At 70.7% G+C, this 16,621-nt stretch carries 18 protein-coding genes; 6 read left to right on the top strand and 12 right to left on the bottom strand.

What is annotated here, in order from left to right:
- The 8 genes from E1286_RS12965 to E1286_RS12930 all read right to left on the bottom strand — a co-directional run.
- Positions 1-675 (bottom strand): GNAT family N-acetyltransferase (locus tag E1286_RS12965; protein ID WP_132612078.1); only part of this gene is annotated, 675 nt, incomplete at its 3' end.
- On the bottom strand, positions 675-1,685 hold the full coding sequence (locus tag E1286_RS12960) for an ABC transporter ATP-binding protein (protein ID WP_132612076.1): 1,011 nt from the start codon (positions 1,683-1,685) through the stop codon (positions 675-677). The genes E1286_RS12965 and E1286_RS12960, both read right to left, overlap by 1 nt.
- Positions 1,682-2,668 (bottom strand): ABC transporter ATP-binding protein, encoded by a 987-nt coding sequence (locus tag E1286_RS12955; RefSeq protein WP_246074805.1) that lies wholly within the window; start codon positions 2,666-2,668, stop codon positions 1,682-1,684. Before E1286_RS12955 ends, E1286_RS12960 begins: the two co-directional genes overlap by 4 nt.
- Before the next feature lie 3 nt (positions 2,669-2,671).
- Positions 2,672-3,571 carry an ABC transporter permease gene (locus E1286_RS12950; protein ID WP_132612074.1) on the bottom strand — a complete coding sequence of 300 codons (900 nt, stop codon included), beginning with the start codon at positions 3,569-3,571 and terminating at the stop codon, positions 2,672-2,674.
- A gap of 58 nt (positions 3,572-3,629) precedes the next feature.
- Positions 3,630-4,640, bottom strand: coding sequence for an ABC transporter permease (locus E1286_RS12945; protein WP_132612072.1), 1,011 nt, complete (start codon positions 4,638-4,640; stop codon positions 3,630-3,632).
- Positions 4,641-4,650: 10 nt separating this feature from the next.
- On the bottom strand, positions 4,651-6,471 hold the full coding sequence (locus E1286_RS12940; protein ID WP_132612070.1) for an ABC transporter substrate-binding protein: 1,821 nt from the start codon (positions 6,469-6,471) through the stop codon (positions 4,651-4,653).
- A gap of 164 nt (positions 6,472-6,635) precedes the next feature.
- The gene (locus tag E1286_RS12935; protein WP_132612068.1) at positions 6,636-7,601 is read right to left on the bottom strand and encodes a zinc-dependent alcohol dehydrogenase family protein; all 966 of its coding nucleotides are present in this window, start codon (positions 7,599-7,601) and stop codon (positions 6,636-6,638) included.
- Between the two features lies 1 nt (position 7,602).
- Positions 7,603-8,790: a M20 metallopeptidase family protein gene (locus tag E1286_RS12930; RefSeq protein ID WP_132612066.1), complete on the bottom strand. Its 1,188-nt coding sequence runs from the start codon at positions 8,788-8,790 to the stop codon at positions 7,603-7,605.
- Positions 8,791-8,871: 81 nt separating this feature from the next.
- Between E1286_RS12930 and E1286_RS12925 the strand changes: the two genes are divergently transcribed.
- Both E1286_RS12925 and E1286_RS12920 read left to right on the top strand, forming a co-directional pair.
- The gene (locus E1286_RS12925; RefSeq protein WP_132612064.1) at positions 8,872-9,651 is read left to right on the top strand and encodes an HAD-IIA family hydrolase; all 780 of its coding nucleotides are present in this window, start codon (positions 8,872-8,874) and stop codon (positions 9,649-9,651) included.
- Between the two features lie 42 nt (positions 9,652-9,693).
- On the top strand, positions 9,694-10,317 hold the full coding sequence (locus E1286_RS12920) for a hypothetical protein (RefSeq protein WP_132612062.1): 624 nt from the start codon (positions 9,694-9,696) through the stop codon (positions 10,315-10,317).
- A gap of 121 nt (positions 10,318-10,438) precedes the next feature.
- Here the strand turns inward: E1286_RS12920 and E1286_RS12915 are convergent, their stop codons facing one another.
- On the bottom strand, positions 10,439-10,975 hold the full coding sequence (locus E1286_RS12915) for an NADPH-dependent FMN reductase (RefSeq protein WP_165969708.1): 537 nt from the start codon (positions 10,973-10,975) through the stop codon (positions 10,439-10,441).
- Positions 10,976-11,170: 195 nt separating this feature from the next.
- Entirely contained in the window at positions 11,171-12,100 is a 930-nt protein-coding gene (locus E1286_RS12910; RefSeq protein ID WP_132612058.1) for an acyl-ACP desaturase, read from the bottom strand.
- A gap of 77 nt (positions 12,101-12,177) precedes the next feature.
- Here E1286_RS12910 and E1286_RS12905 point away from each other — a divergent pair, with 77 nt between their 5' ends.
- The gene (locus E1286_RS12905) at positions 12,178-12,618 is read left to right on the top strand and encodes an NUDIX domain-containing protein (RefSeq protein ID WP_132612056.1); all 441 of its coding nucleotides are present in this window, start codon (positions 12,178-12,180) and stop codon (positions 12,616-12,618) included.
- Positions 12,619-12,658: 40 nt separating this feature from the next.
- On the opposite strand, the gene arfB is transcribed toward E1286_RS12905, so the two are convergent.
- A complete protein-coding gene (gene arfB / locus E1286_RS12900; RefSeq protein WP_132612054.1) occupies positions 12,659-13,066 on the bottom strand; it encodes an alternative ribosome rescue aminoacyl-tRNA hydrolase ArfB in 408 nt (135 codons plus the stop codon).
- Between the two features lie 156 nt (positions 13,067-13,222).
- On the opposite strand from arfB, the gene E1286_RS12895 reads away from it, so the two are divergent.
- From E1286_RS12895 to E1286_RS12885, 3 genes are all read left to right on the top strand, one after another.
- Positions 13,223-14,038, top strand: coding sequence for a lipase family protein (locus tag E1286_RS12895; protein ID WP_132612052.1), 816 nt, complete (start codon positions 13,223-13,225; stop codon positions 14,036-14,038).
- Positions 14,035-14,613 (top strand): HAD family hydrolase, encoded by a 579-nt coding sequence (locus E1286_RS12890; RefSeq protein ID WP_132612050.1) that lies wholly within the window; start codon positions 14,035-14,037, stop codon positions 14,611-14,613. Before E1286_RS12895 ends, E1286_RS12890 begins: the two co-directional genes overlap by 4 nt.
- A 144-nt stretch (positions 14,614-14,757) precedes the next feature.
- A complete protein-coding gene (locus E1286_RS12885; RefSeq protein ID WP_132612048.1) occupies positions 14,758-16,302 on the top strand; it encodes an alkaline phosphatase D family protein in 1,545 nt (514 codons plus the stop codon).
- Between the two features lie 15 nt (positions 16,303-16,317).
- Here E1286_RS12885 and E1286_RS12880 read toward each other — a convergent pair whose 3' ends face one another.
- Positions 16,318-16,590, bottom strand: coding sequence for a cytochrome P450 (locus E1286_RS12880; RefSeq protein ID WP_132612046.1), 273 nt, complete (start codon positions 16,588-16,590; stop codon positions 16,318-16,320).
- Positions 16,591-16,621 lie beyond the last annotated feature (31 nt).

The following is a 16,621-nucleotide window of genomic DNA, read 5'->3' as shown; positions in this document are numbered from 1 at the left end:
ATCGATGGGCCTGGGAGTCCGTCCACGCGGCCGCGCACCCCAGGCGGCGAAGCCGAGGATGCGGCCGTCGCGCTCGGCGTAGTGCAGCCCGGCCGCGTGGACGGACTCCCAGGCCCATCGATCGTTCCAGTGCTCCTCGACGAACGCGGCCACCCGCTCGCGGTCCTCCACGGACTCCCTGACGGCCACGCCGGCCCGCTCCAGCCGCCGTACGTCCTCCTCGACCGACAGGTCGGCGCCCAGGTCGGCGGTCATGTTCCAGGCGACGTCGTAGCGCTCGTACCCGAGGCTCTCGGCCAGGCAGGCGGCGGCGGTGTAGCGGACGTCGACACCCGGCCAGGCGTAGCACGGCGGGTTGCCGGCGAAGCGGGCCTGGCGCGCCCCCTGCTCGGTCAGCCACTCCTCGGCCGCGCGCACCAGCGCCCGGCCGCGCCCCTGACCCCGCGCCGAAGGGTGCACGGCGAGCAGGTCGATGTGGCCGACCCCGGCGGTGTGGGCGGACAGGGACGCCAGCACCACGCCGCCGTCCACGGCCAGCGCCGTCCAGCGCCGTCCGGCCGGGGGCCGCGACAGGTGGGCCACCAGGGCCGCACCCTCGCCGGGGTCCAGCGTCAGCGCGGCCTCGGCGACGCGTGCCGCCTCGGCGGGCTCGGCCGCCCGTACGGCGTGCGTCATCACACCTCGCTCAGCGGGCGCGCGATGACGCTGCGGCGCTCGGGGTGGAAGCAGGCGTGCTCCTGCGGCACGCCGCCGGTGATCTGCAGCAGCGGCCGCTCGCTCTCGCACCGGTCGGCACGGAACGGGCAGCGGCGGGCGAACAGGCAGCCCTCGTCGGACCGGCTCTCGTCCAGCGACTCCAGCGGCACCACCGGCTGCTCGCCCGGCTGCTCCAGCCCGTGCAGCACCGGGATGGCCGACAGCAGCGACTGCGTGTACGGGTGCACGGGGTCGGCGATGACCGTGTCGACCGACCCGCGCTCGACGACCTGGCCGCGGTAGATCACGTACAGCTCGCCGTCGTCGCCGATGTAGCGGGCCGTCGCCACGTCGTGCGTGATGAACAGCACACTCACGCCGAGCCGCTCGCGCAGGTCCTTCAGCAGCGCCAGGATGCCGAGCCGGAGCGAGACGTCGATCATCGAGACGGCCTCGTCGGCGACCAGCATCTCGGGGTCCACGGTCAGCGCCCGCGCGATCACCACGCGCTGCCGCATGCCGCCGGACAGCTGGTGCGGGTAGCGCGCCAGCACCGAGCCCGGGTCGAGCCCCACCAGCGACAGCACCTCGGCCGCCCGCTCCTCGATCCACGACCTCGACCGGCCCGTCTGCCGGGCCCGCAGGCTCAGCGGGGCGTGCAGCGTCTGGTGGATGGTGCGGGTCGGGTTCAGGGCCGAGTACGGGTCCTGGTGGATCATCTGGATCTTGCGGAAGTGCGGCTGGCGCTCCTTGGGCTTGAGCCCCGACATGGCCACGCCGTCGATGGCGACCTCGCCCTCGTCGTACGTCTCCAGCCCCGCGATGATCCGCCCCAGCGTCGTCTTGCCGCACCCGGACTCGCCGATGAACGAGGCCGCGCCGCCCTTGGGGATCGCGAAGTCCACGCCCCGCAGCGCCTGGACGTCGCGGGCGCCGAGCACCTTGCCCCGCTGCTTGAACGTCTTGACGACACCGGTTCCGGTGATCATGCGTGCTCCTTCACGGTCACGGCGTGGCAGGCCACGGTCCTCGTGCCCTGCAGGACGGCCTCGGGGTCGACGTCGTCGCACACGTCCATGCGCAGCGCGCACCGCTCCCTGAACACGCAGCCCTGCTTCGGCACCGTCGCCAGCGTGGGCGGGCGGCCGGGCAGCGCCTGCGCCTCGTCGATGTCGCCGACGAGCCGCGGGATGGCCCTGATCAGCCCCTTGGTGTACGGGTGCCGCGGCGAGCCGAGCACCTCGCGGGTCGGGCCCTGCTCGACCAGGCGGCCGCCGTACATGACGGCCAGTCGGTCGGCGACCTCGGCCACCACGCCGATGTCGTGGGTGATGACCAGGGTCGTCAGGCCGCGCTCGGCGTGCACCTCGCGCACGATCTTGAGGATGTTGGCCTGCGTGATCATGTCGAGCGCGGTCGTCGGCTCGTCGAGCACCACCACGTGGGCGTTGAGCACCAGCGCCAGCATGATGCCGACCCGCTGGCGCATGCCGCCGGACAGCTCGTGCTGGTGCGAGTCGAGCACCCGGGCGCCGTCCAGGCCCATCCGGCCGAGCAGCTCCCTGGCCTCGCGCACCAGGCCGCGCAGGTCCTCCACGCCGTGCGAGCGGCCGAGGTCGAGCAGCTGCTTGCCGACGGTCTTGAGCGGGTTGAGAGAGTTCTGGGCGGCCTGGAAGACGTACCCGATGTGCTTGCCGCGGGCCTTGCGCAGCTGCTCGCCGCGCAGGCCCACCACGTCGCCGAGCCCGTCGATCTCGACGCTGCCCGCGGAGATCCGGCCCGGCGGCTGGACCGCGTTGAGCAGCGACAGGGCCAGCGTGGACTTGCCGGACCCGGATTCGCCCACGATGCCGGTGATCGAGCCGGGCTCCAGCGTCAGGCTGACGTCCCGGACGGCGGGCAGCTCGCCCGCCGTTGTCTTGTAGACGACCGTCAGGCCGTCGATGCGCACGCCCGGCGCTTGCTTGCTCACCCTTTACTCCTCGCGCAGCCGGGGGTTGAAGATCTCGTCCATGGCGTCCACCACGAGCACGATGGCCAGCGTCAGCAGCAGGATCGCCAGCAGCGGCCCGAGCAGGAAGCCGAGCGCGCTCGGCACGGTCAGCGCGCCGGAGCGGAACACCGCCGTGTTGAGCATCTGACCCCAGTTGTTCGACTCGTACGGCAGCACGCCCAGGAAGAACAGGCCCACCTGGGAGTAGACCCCGCCGGTGATCGCGATCAGCATGTTCATCGCGATGTACGGCGCCATGCTCGGCAGCAGCTCCCTGCCGACGATGTGGGAGGTCGACAGTCCGAGCCCGCGCGCCGCCTCGATGAAGCCCCGCTCCCGCAGCGACAACGTCTGCGCGCGCACCGCCCGCGCCACGCCGCCCCAGCTCAGCAGCCCCAGCACCAGGCCCATCTGCACGGCGCTGCTGAACTTCCACACCGTGGAGAGCACCAGCAGCAGCGGCAGGCCTGGGATGGTCAGCTTCATGTCGGTGATCCGCATGAGCACGGTGTCCCAGCGGCCCCGCTTGAAGCCGGAGAACAGCCCGATGCCGGTGCCCAGGACCACCGTGATGACAGCGGTGACGAGCGCGGCCAGCAGCACGTACCGGGAGCCGGTGACCACCAGCGCGACCACGTCGCGGCCCTGGTCGTCGGTGCCGAGCCAGTGCTCCCAGCTCGGCGGCCTGGTCAGCTGGTCGACGTCGCGCGGCAGCGGGTTCGGATAGAACAGCGGCCCGAAGGCGCCCATGAACACGAACCCGGCCATGAGCACCGCGCCCACCAGGCGGCTGGGCTTGCGGCGCATCACCCGCCACACGCCCGCCCAGAAGTTGCGGCGCATGGCCGCGCTCGTGGACGAGCTCTCCAGAAGGACGCTCATGCGCTCTCCTCCGCCGGTCCCATGAGCGTCAAGACGCTGTGTCCCGTTGCTCGCTCGCTCATGCGGACACCTCCTCCCCGCTGCGGACCCGCGGGTCGATGACGCTGTAGAACAGGTCCGCGACGATGTTCGCCACGATGATGGCCATCGTGATCAGCAGGAACGCGCCGCCCATCAGGGCGTAGTCGCGCATCGTGATGCTCTCGATGAGCAGCAGCCCGAGCCCGGGATAGTTGAAGATCCGCTCGATGAACACCGCGCCGCCCAGCAGCAGGCCGAGCGAGAGCGCGAGGATCGTGAACAGCGGCAGGATCGCGTTGCGCGCGATGTACCGGAAGATGATCGAGCGCTTCATCCCGCGCAGCTCGGCGGCCAGGATGAAGTCGTCGCCCAGCACGGTGACGACGCTCGACTTCATCGCCAGGATCCACCCGCCGTACGCGGCCAGCGCGTACGTCGCCACCGGCAGCACCGCGTGCTCGACCAGCGAGCCGATGTAGCCGGCGTTGAACCCGGGCTCGAACAGGATGTCCACCGGCCCGTCGGCCGGCAGGATCGGGATCAGCGTGGCGAAGATCGCGCTGAGCAGCAGGCCCAGCACGTACTGCGGCACGCCGTGCAGCAGCGAACCCGAGATCGCCAGGACGTCGCCGAGCTTGCCGCTGCGCCGGATGGCCGCGTAGACGCCCATCACGATGCCCACCAGGAAGCTCAGCAGCGTCCCCGCCAGCACCGGCAGGACGGTCCACTTGGCCGCGTCGGCCAGCACGTCCGTCACGGGCGCGCCGGCGTGCGTGACCGACTGGCCCAGGTCGAAGGTGAGCAGCCCGCCCATGTAGTCGACGTACTGCTGCCACAGGGTGCCCTTCGGCTGGAAGCCGTACAGCACGCGGGTCGCCTGCTCGGCCGCCTCAGGGGCCATGCCCTGCTCGATCAGCTTCTGCACGTTCGCCGCCACCGGATCGCCGGGGATGCTCCTGACGATGAAGAAACTGATCGTGGCGACCACGAGGATCATGACGACTCCGCGGGCCAGGTGGCCCGCGAGTCGCCGTGCGATGACCGTCATACGCTCTTCTCTATTGCTTGGCCTTGATCATGCCCAGCTGGATCCAGACACCGGCGGGCAGGCGCAGCAGGTCGCTGTCGTTCTGCGGCCACCCGGTGAACCGGGAGGTGTTGGTGAACTGCGTGTTGACGTAGTCCCACAGCTGGATGACCGGGAGGTCCTGGTTGGCGGCCTTGGCGAGCTTGGCCATGATGGGCTTGGCCTCCTCGGCGGAGGCGGCGTTCAGCTCCGCCGTCAGCTCACCGGGGTTGACCTTGCCGACGCCCTCGACGTCGATCTCCTCGGCGCCGCCCATCCAGTTGCCGCCCTTGCCGGGCGCGTTGTGGGAGACCTTGCCGGCCACGTTGGTCCAGCCGTTCGAGGTGCCGTAGAGGCGCTGGTAGATGTCGTACGGCGCGGGGCCGAGCGCCATCAGCCAGAAGCCGACGTCGTACTTGCCCGCCGCGATCTCCTCCAGGTAGACGGGGTAGTCGGCGACGGTCACCACCTCGGCGTCGACGCCGTTGTCGATGAGCTGGCTCTTGATGTTCTCCTGCGCGGAGATCCAGTCGGAGAAGCCGGCCGGCGCGTGCATCGTGACCTTCCACGGCGAGCCGTCGGCCAGCGTCCACTTACCGTCCTGCTTCTTCAGGCCGGCCTCGGTGAACTCGGCCTCGGCCTTGGCCACGTCGTGGTTGTACGGCTCCAGGCTGCTCAGCTCCGAGCCGATCCACTCCTGCGCGGGCTTCTGGTGGATGCCGGAGGTCGTGAGGGCCGGCGTGCCGCCGTCGGGCGAGGCGACCTTGGTCACCTGGGCGCGGTCGATGAGGTAGGCCAGGCCCCGGCGCACGTGCACGTTGTCGTACGGCTTCTTGCTCTGGTTGAACGCCATGCCGACGGCCACCGGGGAGAAGCCGGTGATGATGTGGGAGCCGGGCGCCTGCTTGATCCGGTTCATCACGTCCGGCGGGGCGGCGATGAAGCCGGAGTGGTCGAGCTTGCCGGCGCTCAGGTAGTTCCAGATCTGCTCGTTGCCGCTGTAGTTGAGGAACTTCACCTGCGCGGGCGCCACGTTGGCGGCGTTGTAGAAGTTCGGGTTCTTCACCAGCAGCGCCTCGCCCGGGTTCACCCGCTCCAGGGTGAACGGGCCGGCGGAGACGTCCTTGGGCGGCGCGAAGGCCAGCACCTTCTGGCCGAGCGCGAGGATCTCCTCGCGCGCCTTGTCGGCCGCCTCGCCCTCGCCCCTGGAGGTCTTGAGCTTGTCCCAGAAGTCGGCCGGCAGCACGCTGCCCCAGACGTGCGCGGGGACGACCCAGTTGTCCAGAACACCGCGGGCGAACTTGGCGCTCGGGTTCGTCATGTCCTGGGTGACCTTGACGGTCTTGTCGTCGACGACCTGCACCTCGGCCGCCGCGCCGGCGGCGCCGGGCGTGATCGCGAACGCGGTGCTGCCGGTGGTGTAGGCCAGGCCGATGGAGAGCCGGACGTCCTCGGCGGTCACCGGCTTGCCGTCGGACCACTTGGCGTTCGGCTGGACGTGAATGGTGATGGAGGAATTGTCGGCCGCGATGTCCCAGTTGGCGGCGACGCCGGGGTAGAACTGGTTGGGGTCGGTGAGGTGGTTCTTGACCCAGGCCAGCTTCATCCCGTTGTACCCCAGGAAGGCGTTGCCCTTCGGGTTCCAGGGATTGGCCGGCGCCGACGCGTCGAGGCCCGGCCGGGCTACGTCGATCGTGGTGAAGAGCCCGCCGCCACCGCCCGAGCCGCCGGAATTGTTGGTGGTGCCACCACTGCACGCCGCAGTCGCGGTGGCAAGACCCAGCAACGCCACTACCGCTGCCAGTCGCTTCATTTGCCGCTCCGGGGGATGTCGGACCTGATGACAGGATCTAAGAAGGATTGACGGGACACTACGATCACGCCACATCAGCGTCAATAATCTCCAGGAGATGTGAGGCTAATGTAACTTTCCTTCATGAGTGTACGGAGTGGTGCTAAGCGCCATCAAGGGTTCGGTTAATCCATTACCAAAACCGCGGCACCGTTGACCTGGCCATTCGCCAGATCCGCGAGCGCCAGGGCGGCGTTTTCCACGGAATACGGGGCGATCGTCACGCGCGGCGGGTGCGCCAGCGCGAGCTCCAGATAGGCCCGCCCGTCGGCCCTGGTGTTGGCCGTCACGCTGCGCAGCGTGCGCTCCTGGAACAGGTGCCGGTCGTAGTCGAGCGGCGGCACGCCGGTCAGGTGGATGCCGGCGATCGCCAGCGTCCCGCCCCGGTCGAGCGCCTCCAGCGCGGGCGGCACGAGGTCGCCCACCGGCGCGAAGAGGATGGCCGCGTCCAGCGGCTCGGGCGGCCGGTCGCCCGCCGAGGCGGCCCCGAGCTCCAGCGCCAGCGCGCGGGCGGCGGGGGAGCGGGTCACCACGTGCACGGTGGCGCCGCGCGCGATCGCGGCCTGCGCGGTCAGGTGGGCCGAGGCGCCGAACCCGTAGATGCCCAGCCGCCCGCCCTCCGGCAGGTCGCAGCGGGCCAGCGCCCGGTAGCCGATGATCCCCGCGCACAGCAGCGGCGCCAGCCGCTCGGCGGGCACGTCGCCGGGCAGCGGGTAGACGTACTCGGCGGGCGCGGCCAGGTATTCGGCGAACCCGCCGTCCGCGTCCCACCCCGTGTAGGCGGAACCGGGGCAGAGGTTCTCCGTCCCGCGCCGGCAGTAGCGGCACCGGCCGCAGGTCGAGCGCAGCCACGCCACGCCGACGCGCTCGCCCGTGCCGGCCACCCGGCCTACCACCTGGTGCCCGGGGGTGGTGCGAGGCCGCCTGGGTGGCAGATCGCCCTCGGCGAGGTGCAGGTCCGTACGGCACACGCCGCACGCCTCCACGCGGACGAGCACCTCGCCCGGTCCGGGCTCGGGCACCTCCCGCTCGACGAGCGCCAGCGGCCCGGACGCCATCGGCCCCGGCCGCTCCACCACCCAGGCGCGCATGTCAGGACAGCCGCGAGAACGCCAGCGACGCGTAGAGCGCGGCCCCGTCGGGCAGCACCGCGTCGTCGAACATGGCCTCGGGGGAGTGGTTGTAGGGCGCGGTCGCGGGGTCGCGGTCGGGCGGGCAGGCGCCCAGGAAGGTGAACGCCCCCGGCACCGACTCCAGCACGTACGAGAAGTCCTCCGAGCCCATGATCGGCTGCGGCGCGACGTAGAAGCGGCCCGGCCCGAACAGTTCGTCGGCCGTCCGCCCGACGAACTCCGACTCGCTCTCGTCGTTCACCGTCACCGGGTAGCCCATCCCGAACGAGGCCTCGACCCGCAGCCCGTGCGCCGCCGCGATGCCCTCGACGAGCTCGACCAGCCGCCGCTTCATCAGCGTCCGGTTCTCCTTGCTGAAGGTCCGCACCGTGGCCTCGAACGACGCCTCGTCCGGGATGATGTTGTCCTTCGTGCCGCCGTGGAAGCTGCCCACGGTCACCACCACGGGGTCGAACACGTCGAACGTCCTGGTCACCATCGTCTGCAGTGCGGCCACCATCTCGCAGCCCGCCTGGATCGGGTCGAGCGACCGCCACGGGGTCGACCCGTGACCGCCGCGCCCCTTCACCGTCACCTGGAACACGTCCGCCGCCGCCATCAACGGCCCCGGCCGCGACATGAACGTCGACGGCGGCATCATCGAGGAGACGACGTGCAGCCCGTACGCGGCCACCGGGCGCTCGCCCGCCGCGTCGAGCACGCCCTCCTCGATCATGTACTTGGCACCGTCGTGCCCCTCCTCCCCGGGCTGGAACATGAAGATCACATCGCCGGCCAGCTCCTCCCTGCGCGCGCTCAGCAGGTGCGCCGCGCCCGCCAGCATCGTGGTGTGCAGGTCGTGGCCGCAGGCGTGCATCTGCCCGGCGATCTGTGAGACGTACGGCAGATCGTTCTTCTCGGTCACGGGGAGGGCGTCCATGTCACCCCGCAGGAGCACCGCGGGCCCCGGCCGGCCGCCGCGCAGCACGGCGGTCACCGAGCTGAGCCGGGTGCCGGTGGAGATCTCCAGCGGGAGCCCCTCGAGCGCGGCCAGCACCTTCTCCTGGGTTCGCGGCAGGTAGAGACCGATCTCGGGCGTGGTGTGAAGGGAGTGGCGGAGCTGTACGAGTTCGTCCCGCATGTCCTGCGCGGATTCAATGAACGACATGAGGACATTGTTCACAGATGGCGCCCTTCGTCCAGGGGTGTAGTTCCGCATCACGAAACGCCCGGTCGGTACGATAAGCGGGTGACTCAGCGTAAGCGGATCGATTCCTGGTTGTCCGACATGGACGGTGTTCTCGTGCACGAGGGGCGGCCCGTCCCCGGGGCCGACGAGTTCATCAAGCGGCTCAGCGAGTCGGGCAAACGGTTCAAGGTTCTGACCAACAACTCGATCTACACCCGCCGCGACCTGTCGGTGCGGCTCGCGGGCGCCGGCCTCGACGTGCCGGTCGAGTCCATCTTCACCTCCGCGCTGGCCACCGCCCAGTTCCTCGACGACCAGCGCCCCGGTGGCTCGGCGTACGTCATCGGCGAGGCGGGCCTGACCACGGCGTTGCACGAGGTCGGCTACATCCTGACCGACCTCGACCCCGACTACGTGGTGCTCGGCGAGACGCGCACGTACAGCTTCACCCAGATCACCCGCGCCATCCGCCTCATCGAGGGCGGCGCGCGCTTCATCGCGACCAACCCCGACCCCATCGGCCCCTCCACCGAGGGCTCGCTGCCGGCCTGCGGCGCCGTCGCCGCGATGATCACCAAGGCCACCGGCGTCGACCCCTACTTCGTCGGCAAGCCCAACCCCCGCATGATGCGCAGCGCGCTCAACGAGATCGACGCCCACAGCGAGACGACCGCGATGATCGGCGACCGCATGGACACCGACATCGTCTCCGGCATGGAGGCGGGCCTGTTCACCATCCTCGTCCTGACCGGCGTCACCCAGCGTCACGAGATCGACCGCTACCCCTACCGGCCGTCGCTGGTCGTCGACTCGGTGGCCGACCTCATCGACCTCATCTGAACCTGACGTCCCTTGACAGGTACGCGTGACAGGCTCGGCCGTATGACCCGCGTCTATCTCGAGATCGGCCCCAAGAAGGTGTTCGCCTGCTCGCTCGACTGGCCCGGCTGGTGCCGGATCGACAAGGGCGAGGAGGCGGCGCTCGACCGGCTCATGGATTATGTGCCCCGCTACCGGGTGATCGCCGAGCGGGCCGGGCTCGCCTTCGACCCCGGGGAGCCCGAGGTCGTGGCCCGGGTGCAGGGAGCCGGGACGACCGACTTCGGGGTGCCGTACCAGGTGCCCGGCCTCGACCTGGAGCCGCTGCCGGGGCCCGAGGCCGAGCGTCAGGCCGCGGTGGTGCGGGCGGCCTGGGAGTCGTTCGGGGAGACCGCCGCGCTCTCCCCGGAGGAGCTGCGCAAGGGCCCGCGCGGCGGCGGCCGCGACCGCAGTAAGATCGTCGCTCACGTGACCGAGGCGGAGCGTTCCTACGCGCGCAACATCGGGGTGCGGCACAAGCCGTTCAGATCGGTGGCCGACCGCGACGCGATGCGGGCGGAGCTGATCGAGGTGCTGTCGCGGCCGTGGGAGCCGCCGGCGACCACCGCGTGGCCGCCGCGCTACGCGCTGCGGCGTATCGCCTGGCACGTCATCGACCACATCTGGGAGATCGAAGACCGGCGCTAGCCGGTGCAGGATTCTCATCCCGTACTTTTCTCCCGACCGCGTGGCCGTTCTCCCTGGTAGAACGCTCGCTTCCGTGTAGGCCTCGTCCTGAGTGGAGAGAATCACTCCCGTGCTCTCCTCGTCAGCGCAGGGAGAGCACCGGCTCCATGACCCCGGCGGGGCAGAGCTGGCGGATCACCGCGCGCACCTGGGCGCGCAGTTCGGGCGCCGTCAGGCGGCCGTCCTCGTCGAAGTGCGGGCAGGCCGGCGAGATCACCAGCTCCTCGCCCATGACGACCGCGCCCGCGCCCAGCAGGTGCTTGTACAGCTCCGCCTGCGCCCACATCGCGCCGCACGCCCGCACGCTCGCGCTCATCACGGCCACGTGCTTGCCCGACAGGCCCTCGCGCGCCGACATCCAGTCCAGCGCGTGCGCCAGCTCCACCGGGAGCAGGCTGTGCTCAGGAGCGGTCAGCAGGATCGCGTCGCTGCCGGCCGTCATCGAGACGAGATCTCGGGCCTCCGGCGGCACCGGACCCGGGCGGTACGGCGGGATCGTCCCCAGCCCCTGCCAGACCTCGAAACCGACGCCTTCCGGCAGTTCGCCGCCCGCGGCATCCAACAATCTCGTGATAAATGACCCCGCGTGGAGGCTTGCGGCGATCCCGATGATTTTCACCCACTGCTCCCAAGAGGTTCCGGTGTTAGCGGGAACCTGCCCGATGGTCGGATGCGCAAGACCATCGGCTGGTCAAGAGGGACACCAGGCTTCGCCGCACGGGGCGATTCCCTGTCGCGCGCGGCCCGCGAATAGCGCTAGCGCGTCGTCCGCCGCCTGCCGGCCCCGGGGGCGGGCCGACAGGCGTGCGGGTGGCTAGCCGCGGGCGGCGATGCGGGCGCGGCGCTCCTCGCGGCGTTCGACGAACCTCGCGGCCGTGGCGTCGGTCTTCTCCAGGAACGCCGACAGCTCATCGCGTGCCTTCTCGCCCTCGGCGTCCAGCCCTGTCTTGTCGAAGACCGCCCACTGCCGCAGCACCGGCATGAGCACGTCGTCGAGGTGGAGACGCAGGTCGTAGATGCCCTCGTGCGCGATGATCATGGCCTTGCGGGCGAAGCCCTCCATGCCCGTGCCGGGCATCTGGAAGGTGGTGACGACGTCGGTCACCGCCCGCATGGTCTGGTTGGGGTCGAGCTCGAAGGCCGCCTTGAGCAGGTTGCGGTAGAAGAGCATGTGCAGGTTCTCGTCGGCGGCGATGCGGGCGAGCAGCCGCTCGCAGCCCTCGTCGCCGGAGGCCATGCCGGTGTTGCGGTGTGAGATGCGGGTGGCCAGCTCCTGGAAGGAGACGTAGGCGAGCTGCTGCAGCATGGTGCCGTACGCGGTGACGAAGCCCTGCTCCATGTGGTGCATGCGGGCGCGCTCCAGCGCGACCGGGTCCACGGCGCGGGTGACGGTGAGGTAGTCGCGCAGGGCGGTGCCGTGGCGGTCCTCCTCGGCGGTCCACCGGTGGACCCACGTCCCCCAGGCGCCGTCGCGCCCGAACGTGGTCGCGATCTCGTGGTGGTAGCTGGGCAGGTTGTCCTCGGTGAGGAGGTTGACGATGAGCGACACGCGCGCGGCCTCGGGGATCGTGGAGTCGCTCTCCTGCCACGCCTCGCCCCCGTAGATGCCGTCGAAGTCGCGGCCCTGGCTCCACGGGATGTACTCGTGCGGGAACCACTCCTTGGCCATCTTCTCGTGGCGGTTCAGCTCCCCGGCGACCACGGGCTCCAGCTCGTGCAGCAGCTCCGTCTGAGTCATCGCCATAAAAGATCTTCTCCTTCAGGTTACGGTACCGTAGGTTAGGCTACCCGAAGGACATACCGGTCAAATAGGGTGGATGTATGCGACCCAGTGTCCGGGGTGTCCTGCTCGATCACCACGAGCGTCTCATCCTCTTCCGCCGTACGGTGCCGGGACGCGACCTCTACTGGACGGTGCCCGGCGGGCACGTCGAACCGGCGGACGGCTCACTGGAGGACACCCTGCACCGGGAACTGCTCGAAGAGCTCGGCGCGACGGTCCGCGCGGTGACGCCGCTGGTGAGTGTGTCGTACCCGTGCCTGGGCGAGGTGAAAACGCAGCACCTGTTCGGGTGCCGGCTGGTGTCGATGGACCCGGCGCTGCGGAACGGCCCGGAGTTCGACGACCCGTCGCGCGGGCTGTACGAGGTCGAGCGCGTACGGCTGGAGCAGACCGAGATCACGTCCAGGAATCTGGTGCCGAGGGCGGTGGCGGGCTACCTGTCCGGCAGCGTCGCGTCGCTGCCCCGGCTCATCCTCTAGCGTTCATCGGCTGGCGCTCAGCGTCTCAGGGGTTCGCGTCTCAGGGCTCGCGGCGGAGGCGCTTGACGTCGGAGCGGTGCTTCTTGGCGGCGATGCGGCGCTCGACCGCGCCCCGGCTGGGCTTGGTGGGGCGGCGGCGCTTGGGCGGCGGGGCGATGGCCTCGCGCAGCCGTTGCGCCAGGCGGTGCTCGGCCGCCTCGCGGTTGCGCAGCTGGGAGCGGTACTCCGAGGCGGCGATCGTGATCGTGCCGGAGCCGAGGCGGTCGAGGGCGCGCGCCTTGAGCGCCGGCGGCAGGGCCGTGCTCGCGGCCACGTCGAAGGAGAGCTCCACGCGGCTGTCGGTGGTGTTGACGCCCTGCCCTCCCGGCCCCGACGAACGGGAGAAACGCCAGACGAGCTCGGCGTCGGGAATGACGACCGAGTCGTTGACGACCAGCGGGCCGGGCATGGGTGCAGCTCCTCGAAACGTGCCTCTACTTACGACATGTCACCGTATATGGGGGCGGTATGCCTCCCGCAACGGCATTTCCCACCGCTTGACGGCCGATCGCGCGCGGCGTATGCCAGTATCGCGCGGAAGAGATCGCGGGGGTGGGGAGGCTCGGTGGCCGTCATCGTCGGCGTGCACGGGATCGGCAAGTACGACTACTACCTGAGGGCCGGGCGCTCGGCGACGGGGGCGGCTGAGGCCATGCGGCGCAAATGGGACCGCTACCTGCACGGCTGCCTCGGCGGAGAGACGCGGCCGTACTTCGCCGAGATCGCCTACTTCTCCCACCACCTGAACGACGGCGGCGAGGACGCCACCGCCACCCCGGCCGCCATGGACGTGCAGGCCGAGGCCGTGCTGGTCGGCTGGGCCGGGAACCTCGGCCTCGGCGAGCACGTCACGGGCGCGCTCAGGACGTTCACCGGCTGGCTGCTCGACAAGCTCGACGAGAGGTCGGCGGCGTTCGCCGCGCTGTTCGCCCCTGAGGTGGCGTCCTACCTCACCGACCAGGGCAGGCGCGAGAAGTGCCGCCGCGCCGTGGCCGAGACCATCAGGCGGAACGGCGCCAAGGTCGTGATCGCCCACTCGCTCGGCAGCGTCGTCGCGTACGAGGCGCTGTGGGCCGACCCCGACCTGCGCGTCGACCTCCTGGTCACGCTCGGCAGCCCGCTCGGCATGCGAGACGTCGTCTTCGAGCGCCTCCTGCCCGCCCCGGTCAACGGCCGCGGCGAGCGACCCCCGGGCGTCGGGCGCTGGGTCAACATCGCCGACAAGGACGACATCGCCGCCATCCCGCCCGCACTGGCCGGCAGCTTCACCGGCGTCGACGCCGAGGAACTGGTCAACCTCGACTGGATCGACTTCCACACCGCGGAGAAGTACCTCGGCTGTCCCGCCCTCGGCCCGCATCTGCGACCATTCGTGCCATGACGTGGACTGTTTTCGACTACGGCGGTGTTCTCTCCCTTCCCCAGCCCGGCTCTGACGCCGAGGCCATGGCGCGCGCCGTGGGCGCCGAGCCGGAGGCGTTCATGAGCCGGTACTGGGAGCACCGGCTGGAGTTCGACGCGGGTGCCCTGACCCCGCACGCCTACTGGGCGGCGGTGCTCGACCGGCCCGTCACCCACGCCGAGGTCGCCCGCCTGGTCGCCATGGACGTCGCCAGCTGGGCGCACCCCGACGAGGGCACGGTCGAGCTGCTCGGCGAGCTGATCGCGGCCGGGCGCGAGGTGGCGCTGCTGTCCAACGCGCCCGTCTGCGTCGGCGAGGGCCTCGACCAGCTGCCCTGGATCGCCGCGATCGGCCACCGCTTCTACAGCGGGCGCCTGGGCCTGGTCAAACCCGGCAGGGAGATCTACGACGAGACGGCCAGGGCGCTCGGCGCCGACCCCGCTGACATCGTCTTCATCGACGACCGCCTGGAGAACGTCGAGGGCGCCGAACGCGCGGGCATGACCGGCGTGCTCTTCACCGGCGCCGCCGACCTGCGCGCCGCCCTGTCCTGACCGCGCGTTCATGAACGGGTTCATGGAAACGTACGAACGGGTGATCTCCCGGATGAACTGCGCGGACAGGACGACCGACGCTGTTCATCCGCCCTTGACGCCGCTGTCACGGCGGAGTCAATCCGGCGGGCGATACCTGGGAGCGTGGACCGCAGAGCCTTCCTGACAGCGGCGACAGCCGGCCTCCTCGTTCCCCACTCGGCCGCACCGGCGTCCGCCTCCTACAGAACCCTCAGATCCGATCCGTTCACGCTCGGCGTCGCCTCCGGAGACCCCTCCGCCGACGGCTTCGTCCTGTGGACCCGACTGGCCGTCGACCCGCTCAGCGGCGACGGCCGCGGCGGCATGCCGTCCCGCGACGTGGAGGTGGACTGGCAGGTCTCCGCCGACGAGCGCTTCTCCAAGATCGTCAGGTCCGGTACGGCCACCGCGCGGGCGTCCGCCGCGCACAGCGTCCACGTCGAGCTCGAAGGGCTGCAACCGGGGCGCGAGTACTTCTACCGGTTCCGCGGCGAAGGGCGGCTTTCGCCGAGCGGCCGCACCCGGACGACGCCGACGGGGGAGACGCCGCTGACGTTCGCGGTGGCGGCGTGCGCGCACTTCGAGCACGGCTACTACACCGCCTACCGCCGCCTGGCCGAGCAGGAGCCCGACCTGGTGGTCTTCCTCGGGGACTACCTGTACGAGTACGCCCCCAGCGGCTACACGGCGCTCGGGCGGCGCGTACGCACCCACACGCCAGGCAAGTGCCAGACGCTGGCCGACTACCGGCTGCGGCACGCCCAGTACAAGAGCGACCGCGACCTGCAGGCCGCCCACCGGGCGGCGCCCTGGCTCGCGCTCTTCGACGACCACGAGGTGGAGAACAACTGGGCCGGCTCCCACTCCAGCACGGACGCGCCCGCCTTCGCCCGCCGCCGCGCGGAGGCGTTCCGCGCGTACTACGAGAACATGCCGCTGCGCCGCGCCGGCCTCCACGGGGCGTCACTACGGGTGAACCGGCGCGTCTCCTGGGGTAAGCTGGCCCGCTTCCACCTGCTGGACACCCGGCAGTTCCGCGACGACCAGGCGTGCAGCGACGGTGTGCGGGCCGGCTGCGACGACCGGCTCGACGAGCGCCGCACGCTGCTCGGGGAGGACCAGTGGCGCTGGCTGGAGAGCGGCCTGAGTGCCTCCGACACCCGCTGGAACCTGCTCGGACAGCAGATCCTCATGGCGCAGCGCGACTTCAAGGTCGGGCCCGGCCGCGAGGTCAACCTCGACTCCTGGGACGGCTACGCCGGCGAGCGCACGCGCGTACTCGGGGCGTTGGCCCGCACGGCGAACCCCGTGGTGCTGACGGGCGACGTGCACATGCACCACGCCGCCGAACTCAAGACCGACTTCGACGACCCCGACTCGCCGGTGGTGGCCAACGAGGTCGTGGCCACGTCCATCAGCAGCGACGGCGACGGCTACCGCGACAAGACCTTCATCGCCGAAGCGCTCCAGGAGAACCCGCACATCTCCTACATCGACCAGCGCCGCGGCTACTTGATCGCCCGCGTGACCCGCGACGACCTCACGGTGGACTACCGCACCCTCGACTACATCTCCCGCCGTGGCGCCCTGGCCACGACCTCCCACCGCCTCACCATCCCCGCCACCACCTCGGCCAACGCCCTGAGCGCCCCCCACCGGCCGGGCTGAGTCCGCGTGATCCGCCTACCAGGTGACGGGCAGTTCGTGCAGGCCGAAGAGCAACCCCTCGTATGTGTAGGGCAGTTCGTCCACCGGCACGGCGACCCGCAGGGTCGGGATGCGCGCGAACAGGGTGGAGAACGCGATCTCCAGCTCCAGCCGGGCGAGGTTCTGCCCGAGGCACTGGTGCACGCCGTAGCCGAAGCCGACGTGGTGCCGGTCGCCGCGGTGGACGTCGAGCCGCCCGGGCTCGGGGAACACTCCGGGGTCCCAGTTGGCCGCGGCCAGCAGGGCGATGCAAGGCGAGCCGCAACCGGATCTTCGAGCG

Origin of the sequence: Nonomuraea terrae (assembly GCF_004348995.1) — a bacterium.
In the GTDB taxonomy this organism is placed as follows: Bacteria; Actinomycetota; Actinomycetes; order Streptosporangiales; family Streptosporangiaceae; genus Nonomuraea; species Nonomuraea terrae.
This window is presented reverse-complemented; position numbering and strand designations above follow the sequence as displayed.